The sequence below is a fragment of the Streptomyces sp. NBC_00247 genome (assembly GCF_036188265.1).
Lineage (GTDB): Bacteria > Actinomycetota > Actinomycetes > Streptomycetales > Streptomycetaceae > Streptomyces.
This window is the reverse complement of record NZ_CP108093.1, coordinates 3,069,354-3,084,359: the sequence shown is the minus strand read 5'-3', so window position 1 is coordinate 3,084,359 and position 15,006 is coordinate 3,069,354. Positions and strand designations below refer to the sequence as shown.

Annotated in this window: 13 protein-coding genes and 1 pseudogene; 11 read left to right on the top strand and 3 right to left on the bottom strand. The window is 71.4% G+C overall.

All coding sequences use genetic code 11. The annotated features are described in order from the left end of the window. The first annotated feature begins 25 nt into the window (after positions 1–25). Positions 26–1,351: a hypothetical protein gene (locus tag OHT52_RS12985; RefSeq protein ID WP_328720308.1), complete on the top strand. Its 1,326-nt coding sequence runs from the start codon at positions 26–28 to the stop codon at positions 1,349–1,351. A gap of 154 nt (positions 1,352–1,505) precedes the next feature. On the opposite strand, the gene OHT52_RS12980 is transcribed toward OHT52_RS12985, so the two are convergent. Next, positions 1,506–2,498: an ATP-binding protein gene (locus OHT52_RS12980; protein WP_328720307.1), complete on the bottom strand. Its 993-nt coding sequence runs from the start codon at positions 2,496–2,498 to the stop codon at positions 1,506–1,508. A 102-nt stretch (positions 2,499–2,600) separates the two neighbouring features. On the opposite strand from OHT52_RS12980, the gene OHT52_RS12975 reads away from it, so the two are divergent. Continuing rightward, the gene (locus tag OHT52_RS12975) at positions 2,601–3,425 is read left to right on the top strand and encodes an oxidoreductase (RefSeq protein ID WP_328720306.1); all 825 of its coding nucleotides are present in this window, start codon (positions 2,601–2,603) and stop codon (positions 3,423–3,425) included. A gap of 427 nt (positions 3,426–3,852) precedes the next feature. On the opposite strand, the gene OHT52_RS12970 is transcribed toward OHT52_RS12975, so the two are convergent. After that, a complete protein-coding gene (locus OHT52_RS12970) occupies positions 3,853–4,695 on the bottom strand; it encodes an HAD family hydrolase (RefSeq protein ID WP_328720305.1) in 843 nt (280 codons plus the stop codon). Positions 4,696–5,264: 569 nt separating this feature from the next. On the opposite strand from OHT52_RS12970, the gene ssd reads away from it, so the two are divergent. The 7 genes and pseudogenes from ssd to OHT52_RS12935 form a co-directional block, all read left to right on the top strand. Next, positions 5,265–6,320, top strand: a complete 1,056-nt coding sequence (gene ssd, locus OHT52_RS12965; protein WP_328720304.1) for a septum site-determining protein Ssd — start codon at positions 5,265–5,267, stop codon at positions 6,318–6,320. Then, positions 6,317–7,465 (top strand): TadA family conjugal transfer-associated ATPase, encoded by a 1,149-nt coding sequence (locus OHT52_RS12960; RefSeq protein ID WP_328720303.1) that lies wholly within the window; start codon positions 6,317–6,319, stop codon positions 7,463–7,465. The genes ssd and OHT52_RS12960 overlap by 4 nt, the downstream gene beginning before the upstream one ends. Beyond that, positions 7,462–8,364 (top strand): type II secretion system F family protein, encoded by a 903-nt coding sequence (locus OHT52_RS12955; protein WP_443046567.1) that lies wholly within the window; start codon positions 7,462–7,464, stop codon positions 8,362–8,364. Before OHT52_RS12960 ends, OHT52_RS12955 begins: the two co-directional genes overlap by 4 nt. Positions 8,365–8,585: 221 nt before the next feature. Further along, positions 8,586–9,200: a type II secretion system F family protein gene (locus OHT52_RS12950; protein WP_443046566.1), complete on the top strand. Its 615-nt coding sequence runs from the start codon at positions 8,586–8,588 to the stop codon at positions 9,198–9,200. Positions 9,201–9,437: 237 nt separating this feature from the next. Beyond that, positions 9,438–9,650, top strand: a complete 213-nt coding sequence (locus OHT52_RS12945) for a DUF4244 domain-containing protein (protein WP_328720300.1) — start codon at positions 9,438–9,440, stop codon at positions 9,648–9,650. After that, positions 9,637–10,173 carry a TadE family type IV pilus minor pilin gene (locus OHT52_RS12940; RefSeq protein WP_328720299.1) on the top strand — a complete coding sequence of 179 codons (537 nt, stop codon included), beginning with the start codon at positions 9,637–9,639 and terminating at the stop codon, positions 10,171–10,173. Before OHT52_RS12945 ends, OHT52_RS12940 begins: the two co-directional genes overlap by 14 nt. Continuing rightward, positions 10,170–10,478, top strand: a pseudogene (locus tag OHT52_RS12935) (Rv3654c family TadE-like protein); the annotation flags it as partial. The gene OHT52_RS12940 and the pseudogene OHT52_RS12935, both read left to right, overlap by 4 nt. Positions 10,479–10,518: 40 nt before the next feature. Here OHT52_RS12935 and OHT52_RS12930 read toward each other — a convergent pair. Next, positions 10,519–13,086 carry a DEAD/DEAH box helicase gene (locus OHT52_RS12930; protein WP_328720298.1) on the bottom strand — a complete coding sequence of 856 codons (2,568 nt, stop codon included), beginning with the start codon at positions 13,084–13,086 and terminating at the stop codon, positions 10,519–10,521. Between the two features lie 78 nt (positions 13,087–13,164). Between OHT52_RS12930 and OHT52_RS12925 the strand changes: the two genes are divergently transcribed. Continuing rightward, a complete protein-coding gene (locus OHT52_RS12925; protein ID WP_003967428.1) occupies positions 13,165–13,518 on the top strand; it encodes an STAS domain-containing protein in 354 nt (117 codons plus the stop codon). 192 nt (positions 13,519–13,710) lie between these two features. After that, a complete protein-coding gene (locus OHT52_RS12920) occupies positions 13,711–14,187 on the top strand; it encodes an ATP-binding protein (RefSeq protein ID WP_328720297.1) in 477 nt (158 codons plus the stop codon). Positions 14,188–15,006: the final 819 nt, after the last annotated feature.

Here is a 15,006-nt window from a genome sequence, read left to right as displayed (position 1 = left end):
CGAGCCGCAAGGAAGAGGTGGGCGGATGATCGCCGCCACGAAGAGAGTCGCCCTGGGGGTCACCACCGCAGCCGTGTTCGCCGCTCTGGCCGGGTGTTCCGGCGCCGGAGCCGGGGCGTCCGGAGCCGGAGCCGAGACGGCGCACGGCGCCAAGGAGAAGCCCGACGGGCAGAACGCGCCGGCGCCGGGCGCCGCCGCCCAGCTGATCGGGGACGGTTCCACGGCGTTCACGGGTGCTCAGCCCCACCTCCCGGTCGCCAAGCGTCTCGCGCCGGGGCAGAAGCCTCCGCAGTTCGTGGTGTTCTCCTGGGACGGCGCCGGCGAGGACAGCCAGAAGCTCTTCTCCCACTTCCGCGGCGTCGCCAAGAAGTACGGCGCGAAGATGACGTACTTCCTCAGCGGGGTCTATCTGCTGCCCGAGGAGAAGAAGGGCCTGTACGACCCGCCCCAGCACTCGCCCGGCAGCTCGGACATCGGCTTCAACGACACCAAGGGCATCCACGACACCCTCAGTGAGGTGCGGGCGGCGTGGGCGGAAGGCAACGAGATCGGCACCCACTTCAACGGCCACTTCTGCGGCCCGGACGGTGGTGGCGGTACCTGGTCGGTGGACGAGTGGAGGAGCGAGATCCGCCAGGCCAAGTCCTTCGTGAAGAACTGGAAGACGAACGACCCGGAGCTCAAGTCCGAGGCCCCGCTCCCCTTCGACTACGACAAGGAACTCGTCGGCGGCCGCACTCCGTGCCTCGAAGGTCAGAAGAACATGGTCGCCGCCGCGCGGGACCTGGGATTCCGCTACGACTCCAGCGGCATCAACAACCAGGTGTGGCCCGCGAAGAAGGATGGCCTGTGGGACCTCTCGCTCCAGCTCGTGCCCGTCCCGGGGCGCGACTTCGAGACGCTCTCCATGGACTACAACTTCATGTTCAACCAGTCCGGCGTCACTCAGGGCGACCCGGCGGAGCACGAGTACTGGGGCGACCAGATGCGTGACGGCCTGCTGGAAGCCTTCGACCGGTCCTACGACGGGAACCGCGCGCCGCTGATCATCGGCAACCACTTCGAGTCCTGGAACGGCGGCACCTACATGCGCGCCGTCGAGGAGACGATCGCGTCCGTCTGCACCAAGCCGGACGTGCGGTGTGTCTCCTTCCGCCAGCTCGCCGACTGGCTGGACGCCCAGGACCCGGCGGTGCTGGCCAAGCTCGGAACGCTCGGTGTCGGGGAGGCTCCGAAGGGCGGCTGGCCGTCCTACCTCACGGCACCCGCGGCCGCCGCCGGCGGCGAGCCGATGAACCCCGCAGGGAGGGGTGCCGCGAAGGGCACGGCGAAGGACGCGAAGGAGAAGTAACGTTTCTTCGTGCGCCGTAACGTTGCGTCATGCGTCATGCGTCATGCGTCATGCGTCGTGCGTCGGGCCGTGCGAGGGCGGGACCGCTGCGGGTTGTCCGCGCGGGTCCCGCCCCTCGTTGTGGCCGTACCGGCCGGACCGCGGTCGTCGCTCGTCACACGGGAGCGACCGCACCCGTCACCAGGCGGTCGTCGAGCGTGAACGCGGGATCGACCTGGGCGGCCAGATCGGCGCCCGTTTTCTCATTGCCCCAGCTCTCCGCGTTCTTCAGATGGAAGTGGACCATCTGGCGCGTGTACCGCTCCCGGTCGCGCAGTTCGTACGAGTCCTCGGCCGCGTCCTGGAGGGCTTGGAGCGCCATCCTGTTGTCGGCCTCCAACAGTTCGAAGCGGTCCGGCCGGCCCTTCTCCATCGCACGCACCCAGTCGGAGTGGCCGACTCCGACGAGCAGGTCCTCGCCGACCTCCGAGCGCAGGAAATCCAGGTCCTCCGGGCCCTGAACCTTGTTGCCGACCACCCGGAGCGTCACGCCGAAGTCCCGCGCGTACTCCTTGTACTGGCGGTACACCGATACGCCCTTCCGGGTCGGTTCGGCGATCAGGAACGTCATGTCGAACCGGGTGAACATCCCCGAGGCGAACGAGTCGGATCCGGCGGTCATGTCGACCACGACGTACTCGTCCGGGCCGTCGACCATGTGGTTGAGGCAGAGCTCCACCGCGCCCACCTTGGAGTGGTAGCAGGCCACCCCGAGGTCCGCCTCGTCGAACGCACCCGTGGCCATCAGGCGGATGTCGCCGTCGTCGAGGCGCACCGTGCGCGCGCAGGCGTCGTAGACCGGGTTGTCCTCGCAGACGCGCAGCAGGCGCGACCCCTCGCCGGGCGGCGTGGTCTTGATCATCGTCTCGGCGGAGGCGATCCGCGGGTTGCTGCCGCGTAGGTAGTCCTTGATCAGCGGCAGTTCGGCACCCATCGACGGGAGCGCTGCCGCCTCCTGCTCGTCGAGGCCCAGCGCGGCCCCGAGGTGCTGGTTGATGTCGGCGTCCACGGCGATGACATGGGCTTCGTTGGCGGCGAGGTGGCGGATGAAGAGAGAGGACAGCGTGGTCTTGCCGCTGCCGCCCTTCCCTACGAAAGCGATCTTCATGTTCACCTAGGGTAGTCGCAGCATCGCGCAAAGTCGTCGCGCTTCGTGAAGAACAACACGTGGGGGTGGCGAGGGTGTATGGGGCGCGTAGCCTCGCTACTTATGAGTACGACTGCCTCGGACCCGCTCGCCGCTCTCGCCGCCCTGCCAGGGGTCCCCGACTCCGTGGGCTCGGTCCGCAAGGCCGTGGACCAGGTCTACGGCCACCGCGTGATGCGCCGCCGGAGCAACGAGGTGACCTCGGAGGCCGCGCTGCGCGGAGCGCGTGGTTCGGCGGCGCTGTCGGGCGCCGACTGGAACCTCGAAGAGGTGCGCCGCCGTACCGACTTCAGCGGCGATTCCGAGGCGCGGACGGTGGGCGCTGCGCTGCGCCTCACGGCCGAAGCCGGTCAACTGCTCTCCATCTGGCGGCAGTCGCCCCTGCGGGTACTGGCCAGACTCCACCTGGTGGCCGCCGGAGGCGCGACCCCCGACGACGCGGTGGGCCGGCCCCGGCTGGCCGGGGAGACGGTGGACGAGCCACTGGTGGAGGCACCTCTGCCGGATGCCGACGAGGTGGCCGGGCGACTCGAAGGGCTGTCGCGGCTCATCATCGACGGCAGTACCGCGCCCGCCCTGGTCACCTCCGCGATCGTGCACGGCGAACTCCTCGCGCTGCGTCCCTTCGGTTCGTGCAACGGGCTGGTGGCCCGGACCGCCGAGCGCATCGTGCTGATCGGCAGCGGCTTGGACCCGAAGTCGATCTGCCCGGCCGAGGTCGGCCATGCGGAGCAGGGCCGGGCCGCCTACGTGGCGGCGTTCGAGGGGTACTTGTCGGGTACGCCCGAGGGGATGGCGGCCTGGATCGCGCACTGCGGGCGTGCGGTGGAACTGGGCGTCAGGGAGTCGACAGCGGTCTGCGAGGCGCTGCAGCGCGGCGCTGCCTGACCGTCTGCGCAAGGGTGGGCCCGGTGGGCGAAGAGTTGCGGCGGTACCGGAAACCGGTACCGCCGCTGGCACGTCCGCCGGGTTACCAAGCGTCCTCGATCTATGCCCATCAGGTCGGGTACTTTGCCCGTCACCTGGTGCGGCTGGCCCGTAATCGACGGGTCGACGTCGCGTGGGTGCCCAACTTCGATGCGCGGTCCGTGGGGCCTTGCTGCGTGAAAGGTCATCCTCTCGGATGTCCTCGGTCTCGCGGGCCGTTGACTCCTTTGTACTCCTGGAGCGGGGTAAGCGGTACCCCAGGCTCCACTTCTTTACTTTCGCGTTCAAGCACTCACCGACGCGGATGGGGAATCGACCGGCGGATACGAGCTGTCTGAGCCCTGTCCGCGCCGAGGCCTCCGTGCCCCGGGCGGCAGCCGGGCGTCGGTCAGGCAGAGGCGGTGGCCGCCGCGCGTCGCCGCGTGGCGTACCAGACGAGCCCGGCGGTGGCGGCAGCCGCTCCCACGGCCGCGGCGGCGACGAGCGCCGGACGCGGCGGCAGTGAGAAGGAGGGCAGCCGCTGCTTGAGCCGGACCGGGCGGTCGAACACGAGAACCGGCCACTGTCTTGCGCCGGCCTCACGTCGCAGAGCCCGGTCCGGGTTCACGGCGTGGGGATGGCCGACCGACTCCAGCATCGGGACGTCGGTGGCGGAGTCGCTGTAGGCGTAGCAGCGGGAGAGGTCGTACCCCTCCGACGCGGCCAGTTCCTTGACGGCCTCGGCCTTGGTCGGGCCGTAGGCGTAGTACTCGACCTCGCCGGTGAAACAGCCGTCGTCGCCGACGACCATCCGGGTCGCCACCACCCGGTCGGCCCCGAGCAGTTCACCGATGGGCTCCACCACCTCGGCGCCCGACGTGGAGACGATCACCACGTCACGTCCCGCGGCGTGGTGCTCCTCGATGAGCGTGGCTGCCTCGTCGTAGATGATCGGGTCGATCAGGTCGTGCAGGGTCTCGGCGACGATCTCCTTGACCTGTGCCACGTTCCACCCCTTGCAGAGCGCGGAGAGATATTCACGCATCCCCTCCATCTGATCGTGATCCGCGCCTCCGGCGAGGAACACGAACTGTGCGTACGCCGTGCGCAGCACTGCGCGGCGGTTGATCAGACCGCCTTGGTAGAAGGACTTGCTGAAGGCCAGCGTCGAAGACTTCGCAATGACCGTCTTGTCCAGGTCGAAGAAGGCGGCGGTGCGCGGCGAGAAGCGGTTTTCCACAAGGCTGAGCATAGGGGGCCTCCATTCGGCTCAAACTCCGGTGCGTGGGTTTGCCTGGCCAGGTGGTCGGGTACACCATGGAAGTCACGGATCGTTCGCGACCGTGCTAACCCGGTCCGGCTCCTCCCCCCCGAGTCGGCCGTGGGCACGACCCCCGCTCTCCCCCCCGGCGGGGGTCGTCGCACGTCCAGGTGTTTTTCCCCGGAATCGTGCGGCATTTCCCTCTTGTTCTCCGGGATCGCGGTCCTGAACGAGCGCGTCTGCTCACAGCCTTGCATGTGACTGTGCGTAGTGAAAGGGGTGCGCTCCGGATATCCCCGATTCGGGTGACCGAGTTATTCACAGCGCGCGAGTTGTCCACAGTTCTCCATCAAGATCCACATCTTTTTCCGTGAGATCGCAAGGTGATTCCACCCGTGAAGTCCGCGGGTTCCGGAATCGCCTGTCCCGGATTGTTGCGGGGCTGGCGTGAACGGTGCTCAAGGAGCTGTGAGAAGGGGGTGGGGATCGTGAACCGTTCCCATGCGCGACAAGGACGAGGAATCCCGGTCGCCGAAGGGCGATGCGGCGTACCGCTGATCGTGACCGAAGACGTCGATCTGCTCGACGATCTGCTGCGTCTCTGCGCGGCAGCGGGAGCAGAACCGGAAGTTCTCCACGGCGCGCCGGAGGACCGTGAGGTGTGGCGGCAGGCGCCGCTGGTCCTGGTGGGCGACGACGCGGTCAAGCGGTGCCGCGGACTCGTACGGCGCCGCGGAGTGATGCTGGTCGGGCGGGATCAGGACTCGCCCGACGTCTGGCGGCACGCGGTCGAGATCGGCGCCGAGCACGTACTGGGACTGCCCGAAGCCGAGGGCTGGCTCATCGAGCAGCTCGCCAACGCGACGGAGGGGGCAGGACGCCCCGCGCTCACCGTGGCGGTCGTGGGTGGCAGGGGTGGGGCAGGTGCGTCGACGCTCGCTTGCGCGCTCGCCGTGACCGCCGCCCGGGCGGGACTGCGGACCACGCTGATCGACGGCGATCCGCTGGGAGGCGGCCTCGACGTCCTGTTGGGAGGGGAGCGTGCCGAGGGCCGGAGATGGCCCGACTTCGCCCACACCAGGGGCCGGCTCGGCGGTGGGGTCCTGGAGGACTCGCTGCCCGCCCTGCACGGACTGCGTGTGCTCAGCCGGGGGCGCGAGTGCGGCGCTGTCGTACCGCCTCAGGCGGTGCGGTCGGTGCTCGCGGCCGCTCGGCGGCCGGGCGGGGTGGTGGTCGTGGACCTGCCCCGCCAGGTGGACGAGGGGGTCGCGGAAGCGCTCCGTCAGGCGGACCTCGGGCTGTTGGTCGTGCCAGGTGAACTGCGCGCCGTGGCAGCAGCGAAGTGCGTGGCGTCGGCGGTCGGCACGACCCTGGACGATCTGAGGGTGGTGGCCCGGGCACCGTTCGCCCCTGGCCTGGACGGTCCCTGGGTGGCCCGCGCGCTCGCTCTGCCGCTTCTGGGAGAACTCCCGGTGGAACCGGGGGCGGCGGCGCATCAGGACGGTCTCCTTCCACCGGGGGCGGGGCCACGAGGTCCTCTCGCCCGGTTCTGCACCGCGTTCTGGGAGAAGACGTACGTCGGCGGTCGTCCCGTTCCTGCAGGAGGGGTGTCATGACCGAGAGGCTGCTGGACGCCGTGCGGCAGCGGCTGGCGCTCAGTGGGGAGGTGCCGACCCCGGCGGGCGTGGCCGCCGCCGTCCGGGCGCAGGACCTACTGATGGGGGACCAGGAAATCCTGGGTGCGGCGGCCGAGCTACGCGGTGAGCTGGTCGGCACGGGAGTGCTGGAGTCTCTGCTGGCCGACTCGGAGGTGACCGATGTCCTCGTCTCCGCGCCCGATCGGGTATGGGTGGACCGGGGCGGTGGCCTGGAGTTGACCGGTGTCACCTTCTCCGACGCCGCAGCGGTGCGGAGGCTCGCGCAGCGTCTCGCGGCGGTTGCCGGCCGACGACTGGACGACGCCCGGCCCTGGGTGGACGCGCGGCTGCCGGACGGGACGCGGATGCACGCCGTACTGCCCCCGGTGTCCGTGGGGTCGACCTGCCTCTCCCTGCGTGTCGTCCGTCCGCGGGCGTTCAGCCTGGAGGAGCTCGTCCGGGCGGGGACGGTGCCGCCGGGCGGCGACCGGATGCTGCGAAGCCTGGTGCGTGCCCGCGTCTCCTACCTCATCAGCGGGGGCACCGGCGCGGGGAAGACCACCCTGCTGTCGAGTCTGCTGGGAGAGGTGGGCGCGCACGAACGGATCGTGCTGGCCGAGGACTCGGCCGAACTGCGTCCGGACCACCCGCACGTGGTGCGGCTGGAGTCCCGGCCCGCCAACCAGGAGGGGGCGGGTCTGGTGACACTTCGGGACCTGGTCCGCCAGGCGTTGCGCATGCGTCCGGACCGGCTGGTCGTGGGCGAGGTGCGAGGAGCCGAAGTGACGGATCTGCTGGCTGCGTTGAACACGGGGCATGAGGGCGGGTGCGGGACGGTGCACGCCAACGCCGCGTCGCACGTGCCCGCTCGCCTGGAGGCGCTGGGGACGGCGGCAGGGCTCGACCGGCCTTCGCTGCACAGCCAGTTGGCCGCAGCGTTGTCGGTGGTGATCCACCTGGCGCGTGACCGGACGGGGCGTCGGCGTCTGGCCGAGGTCCATGTGCTGGAACGCGATTCCGACGGGCTCGTGTTCACCGTACCCGCGCTGACGGGCGGGGCGGACGGCTTCGTGCGGGCCGCGGGCTGGCAGAAGCTGGCCGCGCTCGTCGGGGGTGCCTGGTGACCGGGGCGGAGCCGGCCTGCGCGACGTGGGGAGCGGCGGCCTGCGTGGCTCTTGCGGTCTGGTTGGTCGTACGCCGTGGTGGCGGCGGGACGGCGAGGGCGAGGTGCGCGGAAGCGGTACGCGGTGCCTCGGGCGTCGGTGGTGGAAACGCGGTCAGGCCGGCGGCAGTGGCGCCGAGCGCGGCGATGCGGCGCACACGGCCGGGTGAGCTGCTGACGCGGCGGCGCGAATGGGTCTGTGTCCCGGCCGCCGTGGCACTCGCGGTCCTCGGGGAGTCGTGGCTGCCGCTGGTCGCGGGCGCCGCGGCCGTGCCCCTGGTACGGCGGTGGCTGCGGGGGCGGGCCGAGCGGACCGCGTACGAGCGGTCGGACGAGGCGGTCACGGCGCTCTGCGGGGCGGTCGTCGGTGAACTGCGGGCCGGTCGCGAACCGGTACAGGCGTTGATCCGTGCGGTACGCGAGACGCGTGGTCTGGGTGCCGCCGAGCCACTGGTGCTCGCCGCGGCGCGGTTCGGCGGCGATGTACCTGGTGCGCTGCACCGTGCGTCCCGGAAGCCGGGGCCGGCGTCGCTGGCCGGGATCGCGGCGTGCTGGCGGGTGTCGGCGGACGGCGGCGCCGGACTCGCGGCGGGGCTGGACCGTCTGGACGGGGCGCTGCGGGCGGAGCGACGGCGCAGGGAGGAACTGCGGGCCCGGCTCGCCGGAGCCTGGTCGACGGTGGTGGTGCTGGCTCTGCTGCCGTTGGCGGGGCTGGGGATGGGTGCCGCGCTGGGGGCCGATCCCCTCCGCGTCCTGCTGCACACTCCGGCGGGACTGTTCTGCCTGGCGGCCGGGCTGTTGCTGGAGACGGCCGGGCTCTGCTGGGCCGGGCGGATCGTGCGGGCGGGGGCCGCGGGATGAACGCCGCATCCGGAGAAGTTGTCCACAGCCTGGGGATCTGGCTCGGTGCAGGTGCGGCGTCCCTGTGCGCGGGGCTGTCCGCGACCGGGAACCGTCGGGAACGGACCCGGCGGAAGCGATGCGCCGTGCTCCTCGGAGAGCCGGACCACGACGAGGGCTCGTCGGGCGGGGAACGGGCACAGCGAGTGCTGTCCCGACCGGCCTCGGGGCTCCGTGACGCTGTGAGGCGGTGGGGAGAACCGGTCGGTGCGGGGCTGGTGGTGTGGATTCTCGCGGGCGGGGTCATGGGAATCGTGGCCGGCGCGGGGGCGGCCGCTTCCGTGTGGCGCTTCCGGCGGGGCGCACGGGCCCGGCGCCCGGAGGGCTCCGGGGAGCCGGCCGCGGACGAGCTTTCGGCGGCCCGGCAGCTTCCGCTGGCAGCGGATCTCCTGGCCGCCTGCATCTCCGCCGGTGCCGGCCCGCAGCAGGCCGCCGAGGCCGTGGGGGAGTCGCTCCGGGGACCAGTCGGCGAGCGACTGGTCCGCGCCGCCGCCGAGATCCGCCTCGGCGGCGACCCCACCCGGGCATGGGGCCTTCTCGGGGAGATCCCGGGGGCGGGTCCGCTGGCCCGCTGCCTGGACCGTGCCAGTGAGACCGGGGCTCCGGCCGCGGAGCCGGTCGCCCGGCTGGCCGACGCCATGCGATCCGCTCGCGCCGACGCCGCCGTGGCGAGGGCCCAGCGCGCGAGCGTGCTGATCACGGCTCCGGTGGGGCTCTGCTTCCTCCCCGCCTTCCTGGCGGTGGGGGTCGCCCCGGTGATCGTCGGCCTGGCGGGAGGGATTCTGCACGCCGGCTGAAACGGCGCGTGGGTCTGTTTTTCTCACGGGCGCACCGTCGGTGCGCCGGTTGTCCGACCGTGCCCGTCGAAGGGCGGCACGAGAACTGAGATGAGTGTCGCCATGGGCATCGAAACGAGTGGAGAAGTCTCCGGGACCACGCTCGGTGGACGGGAGCGGGGACGGGGACGTGGCCGACACGGACGGCACGTCCTGGGCAGAGCGGCGCGGCCGGTGCGATGTCGGTTCCGCCTGCTCGTGCAGGAGTTCGGGAAGAGAGGCGTCGAGTGGTGGGGCTGGTGGTCCCGCCGGTTCGGCCGGTCCGACCGCGGGATGACCACCTCCGAGTACGCGATGGGGACGATCGCCGCCTGCGCGTTCGCCGCCGTGCTCTACAAGGTGGTCAACAGCGCAGCGGTGCAGGACGCCTTGCAGTCGCTGATCAAGGGCGCGCTCGATGGATCGTTCTGAGCGGGGATACGGCGCGGAACGGGAGCGGCGGAGGGGCGGGATCGTTGTTCGGGCCCGGTGCGGTGGCGGGGACACGGGCTCGGTCACCGCAGAGGCGGCGATGGCGCTGCCGGCGCTGGTGGCCCTCGCCCTGGTGCTGGTCTGGGCTCTGGTGGCGGCCGCCGACCAGATCCGGTGCGTGGACGCGGCCCGGGCCGGTGCGAGGGCCGCTGCGCGTTCGGAGCCGGAAGCCGTGGTGCGGGAGGCTGCCCGCACCGCGGCGCCCGCCCGGGCGCGGGTCGTCGTACGGAGGGAGGGCTCGCTCTGGCGCGTACGCGTGGAGGCTCCCACACCCGGGCCGCGCGCCCTGGCGCTCACCCTGAGCGCCGAGGCGGCAGCCCTGGCCGAGGACACGGTGGGGGTCGGTGCCGGGAACGCGCCTCCCGCGTCCGGAGGCAGCGGGGACGCCGCCTCGGACGCGGGAGGCGGCGGGTTCGCCGGGGACGCCGTCGGGACCGCGGAGACCGATGGAGGCGCGCCATGAACCCCCTCGGTGGCCGTCACCGTGATCGGAGGCGCGGTGATCGAAGGCGCCGTGATCAGGGAGTGGCGACCGTGTGGGTGGCCTTGACGGTGGCCACGCTGTGCGCGGTGTGCCTGGTGATCCTCGCGTTCGGCCAGGCCGTCGCGGCCCGGCACCGTGCCGGTGGGGCGGCGGACCTGGCCGCCCTCGCCGCGGCCGACCGCGCTCTCCACGGAACCGGTGCCGCCTGCACGGCGGCCCGGCGGGTAGCGGGCGCGCAAGGCGCCACGCTGGTGCGGTGCTCGGTGCGGGGAGAGATCGCCGACGTGACGGCCCGGGTGGCTTTCGGGCCGTACGCGCCGGAGGTCAGGTCCCGTGCGGGTCCTCCAGGGCCTCTGGGCTCTCCGGGGCTTCCGGGTCCTCCGGGGAGCCTGGTGGTGCCGATCGCCCCTCCGGCGCAGGGAGGCCCTGCGGCACGGGAGGGCCCGCGGGGGCGGCCCTGAGCAGTTCGGTCAGGAGACGTACCGCCCCCCGCTTGTGCAGGGGCTCGTTGCCGTTGCCGCACTTGGGGGACTGGATGCAGGAAGGGCAGCCCGCCTCGCATTCGCAGGACGCGATGGCTTCGCGGGTCGCGGTCAGCCAGGCGCGGGCGGTGTGAAAGGCGCGTTCGGCGAACCCCGCGCCGCCGGGGTGGCCGTCGTACACGAAGACGGTGGGCAGCAGGGTGTCCGGGTGCAACGGTACGGAGACTCCGCCGATGTCCCAGCGGTCGCAGGTGGCGAACAGGGGGAGCATCCCGATCGAGGCGTGTTCGGCGGCGTGCAGCGCACCGCCGAGGATCTCCGGATTGATCCGTGCGGCGTCGAGCTGGTCCTCGGTGACGGTCCACCAGACGGCCCGGGTGCGCAGGGTGCGGGGCGGCAGTTCGAGCTTGGTCTCGCCCAGTACCTCCCCGGTGATCAGCTTCCGGCGCAGGAAGGAGACGACCTGGTTGGTGACTTCGACGGAGCCGTAACAGAGACGGCCGTCCCCCCAGGGGATCGCGGTGTCGGTCTCCAGGACGGTGATGGCCGTGGTGTCGCGGGCGTTGGTCGAGTACGGCGGATTCGCTTCCTCCACGAGAGCGACGGAGTCCTCCAGATCCAGCTTCCGGACCAGGTAGGTGCGTCCCTGGTGGAGGTGGACGGCTCCCTCGTGCACCGCGGTGTGGGAGGCGGCCTCGTCGACGGTACCCAGCAGCCTGCCGGTGCCCTCCTCGACGATCTGCACCGGCCGGCCTCCGCCGCCCCGGATGTCGGTGAGGTCGGCGGCGCGTTCGCGGCGGGTCCAGTGCCAGCCGGCCGCCCGTCTGCGCAGCAGTTTCGCGGCCTCCAGCTGAGGCAGCAGTTCGGGCACGGTGGGACCGAAGAGTTCGATGTCGCCGTCGGTGAGAGGCAGTTCCGCGGCCGCCGCGCACAGATGGGGGGCGAGTACGTAGGGGTTGTCCGGGTCCAGCACGGTCGACTCCACCGGCTGGTGGAACAGGGCCTCCGGATGGTGCACGAGGAAGGTGTCCAGCGGATCGTCCCGCGCCACCAGTACGGCCAGGGCGCCCCGGCCCGAACGGCCGGCGCGGCCCGCCTGCTGCCAGAGGGAGGCCCGGGTACCCGGGTAGCCGGAGATGACGACGGCGTCCAGACCGGAGACGTCGATCCCCAGTTCGAGGGCGGTGGTGGCGGACAGGCCCAGGAGTTCGCCGGAGTGCAGGGCACGCTCCAGCGCGCGCCGTTCCTCCGGCAGATAGCCACCCCGGTAGGCGGCGACCCGTCCCGGCAGCGAGCGGTCGACCTCGGCCAGCCGCTCCTTGGCGATCACGGAGATGAGCTCCGCGCCCCGCCGGGAGCGGACGAAGGCGACCGTACGGACACCCTGGAGGGTCAGGTCGGTGAGCAGGTCGGCGGTCTCGGCGGTGGCGGTACGCCGCACGGGCGCACCCTTCTCGCCACGCATCTCGGTGAGCGGTGGCTCCCAGAGGGCGAAGACCAGTTCGCCGCGGGGCGAGGCGTCGTCGGAGATCTCCTTGACCGGCAGGCCGGTGAGCCGGCCTGCCGCGACCGAGGGCTCGGCCGCGGTCGCGGAGGCGAGCAGGAAGACCGGATCGGAGCCGTACCGCGCGCACAGCCGGCGCAAGCGGCGCAGGACTTGGGCGACGTGCGAGCCGAAGACGCCCCGGTACGTGTGGCACTCGTCGATGACGACGAAGCGCAGAGCGCGCAGGAAGGAGGCCCAGCGGGGATGGGACGGCAGGATTCCCCGGTGCAGCATGTCGGGGTTGGTGAGGACGTAGTTGGCGTACTGGCGCACCCACTCACGTTCCTCGACGGGCGTGTCGCCGTCGTAGACGGCGGGCCTGACCGCGTTGCCGAGCGGCGAGGCGAGGCTCTTCACCGACCGGCGCTGATCGGCCGCGAGCGCCTTCGTGGGCGAGAGGTAGAGCGCGGTCGCCGCACGTCCGTTCGGGGCCTCGGAACCGTCGAGCAGCGCGCTGAGGACCGGGGCGAGATAGGCGAGCGACTTTCCGGACGCCGTGCCGGTGGCGATCACCACGGATTCGCCGTCGAGAGCGGATTCGGCCGCAGCCGCCTGATGGACCCACGGATGGTCGATCCCGGCGCGCCCGATCGCCGCGATCACTTCTGGCCGGATGCGATCCGGCCAGATGGCATGGGTTCCCGGTCGCGGGGGCAAGTGCTCCGTATGAGTGATGCGCGCGGCCCGGCCCGCCCCTGCGGCGAGCCGGGCGAGGATCATGTCGGGAGAGGGGCGGGAGTCTCCGCTCTCGGTGGGTCCGCTGGGGCGGTGATTCTTGGCCATCGGCACCGAGTGTGTCACTGGCGTGACGGACAATGGTCCCAAGGCGTCGTGCATGGCTGCTGGTAAGTGATTGAATGCCATCGCGGCTGGCGATCCGTCCCCTGGCTCCGTCGGGGAGACCGAGGGGCGACCGCTCGATAGCAAGGTGCTGGAGGATCCGTGGACCTGTCCCTGTCGACTCGCAATGTGTCCGGCCCTGGTGGCGACCGTACGGTCGTCGAGGTCGGTGGCGAGATTGATGTGTATACCGCGCCCAAGCTGCGCGAGCAGTTGGTCGAGTTGGTGAATGACGGCAGTTACCACCTGGTTGTCGACATGGAGGGTGTCGACTTCCTCGACTCCACCGGTCTCGGCGTGCTGGTGGGCGGCCTGAAGCGTGTCCGGGCCCATGAGGGCTCGCTGCGCCTGGTCTGCAACCAGGAGCGCATTCTCAAGATCTTCCGGATCACGGGCCTGACCAAGGTGTTTCCGATTCACACCACGGTCGACGAGGCTGTCGCCGCCACCGACTGACGTCGGAACGGACCGTCGGCCCCGGTCGGCGGACCGTGGACGGCCCGGACGGCGGCAGCCGCGCCGGGCCGCGCTGAGCGGACGGCCGACCGAGAGGTCGGCCGTCCGCTCAGCGGGCTCCGGAAGGACCAGGGGTGCGGGCGCCACGCCCGGGCCCTCTGAGACGCACGCCCTACGTTCGAGGGGGATCTCATGGCCACCGTTGAACTCCGCTTCAGCGCACAGCCTGAACATGTCCGGACGGCCCGCCTGGTGGCAGCCGCAGTGGCACGCCGGGCCGGCGTCGACGAGGCGGTGCTCGACGAGGTCAGACTCGCGGTCGGCGAGGCCTGCAGCCGTGCTGTCGGGCTGCACCACGCTCACGGCATCGACACCCCGGTGGCCGTGGTGCTGACGGACGAGGAGAAGTCGTTCTCCATCGAGGTCGGCGACGATGTGCCAGGTTTGGGAAGCGATGCCGCAGGCGCTGTTCCCGGCGCACGCCGGGCCGCGTCGGTCGTACCGGTAGGGCTCGACGAACCGGAGCCGGATCCGGACGGTGAAGGTGAGGACGAAATGGGTCTTGCCGTCATCAGGGGCCTGGTCGACGACGTGGAGGTCCGGTCGGGGGCGAACGGCGGCGTGATCCGGATGACCTGGCCCACCGCACACGCGGTGGTCTTTCCCTGATCGATTCTCCCGGCGGCCGCCCACATCGCGCACGGGCCTGTCGGGGTCGTTGAGACCGTCGAAGCCCGATGTGCGCGAAGGCCGCGATGTTCGCGCAGGCGGCGCCTCGTTCCCCGGGTGCGAGCGCTCTCTTTCTGGTGCCTGTCGCGGCTGCGAGGGCGGGTGCAGGTGCTGGCTGAGCACGGGGCTCACCCCTCCCATCTCCCCTCGCCTCGTGGCGCATTCTCTTCGGCGGGCCTCGCGCTCCCGCACCCCACTCTCCCGCCCCGTGCGCCAGGTATCTCCGCGACGCCGTCCGCGACCTCATGCCCATCCGTACTGCCGCCCCATCCGTACTGCGGCCCTGTCCGTACCGGGGGCCCCATTCGTACCGGGGGCCCTATCCGTACCGTGACCCCGGCGGGACGCGAACCCCTGCGGAATCACCAGGGACCGCGAGGGACCGCGAGGAATCACAGGGAGCCACGAGGACCGCGAAGGACCACGGGGAAGCCATGAGGGACCGTGCGGAACCTTGGGTGATCGGTGGGGAATCCTCAGATGTACCAGCGACCGAAAGGTGATGCGCGGTCACGTGTGCTGTGCGGAACGAAGACTGACGCACGAACCGCCGTACGGGCCGGGCGCGGGCTCCGCGCGCGTGGGACCTTCATCCGTTCGGGTGAATATGTGGTTGCTGTCCGCAGGGCCGTCCGCATGGTCGGCGCGGCCGCGGAGGGTGAGTTGAATCTCCTCCGCTCCTCTTGATGCAAATGGCTGCAAATGTGCACGTAGCGGGAGACCGCCGCCCGGATGTCGCCCACTTGGCGTGTAAGTTCC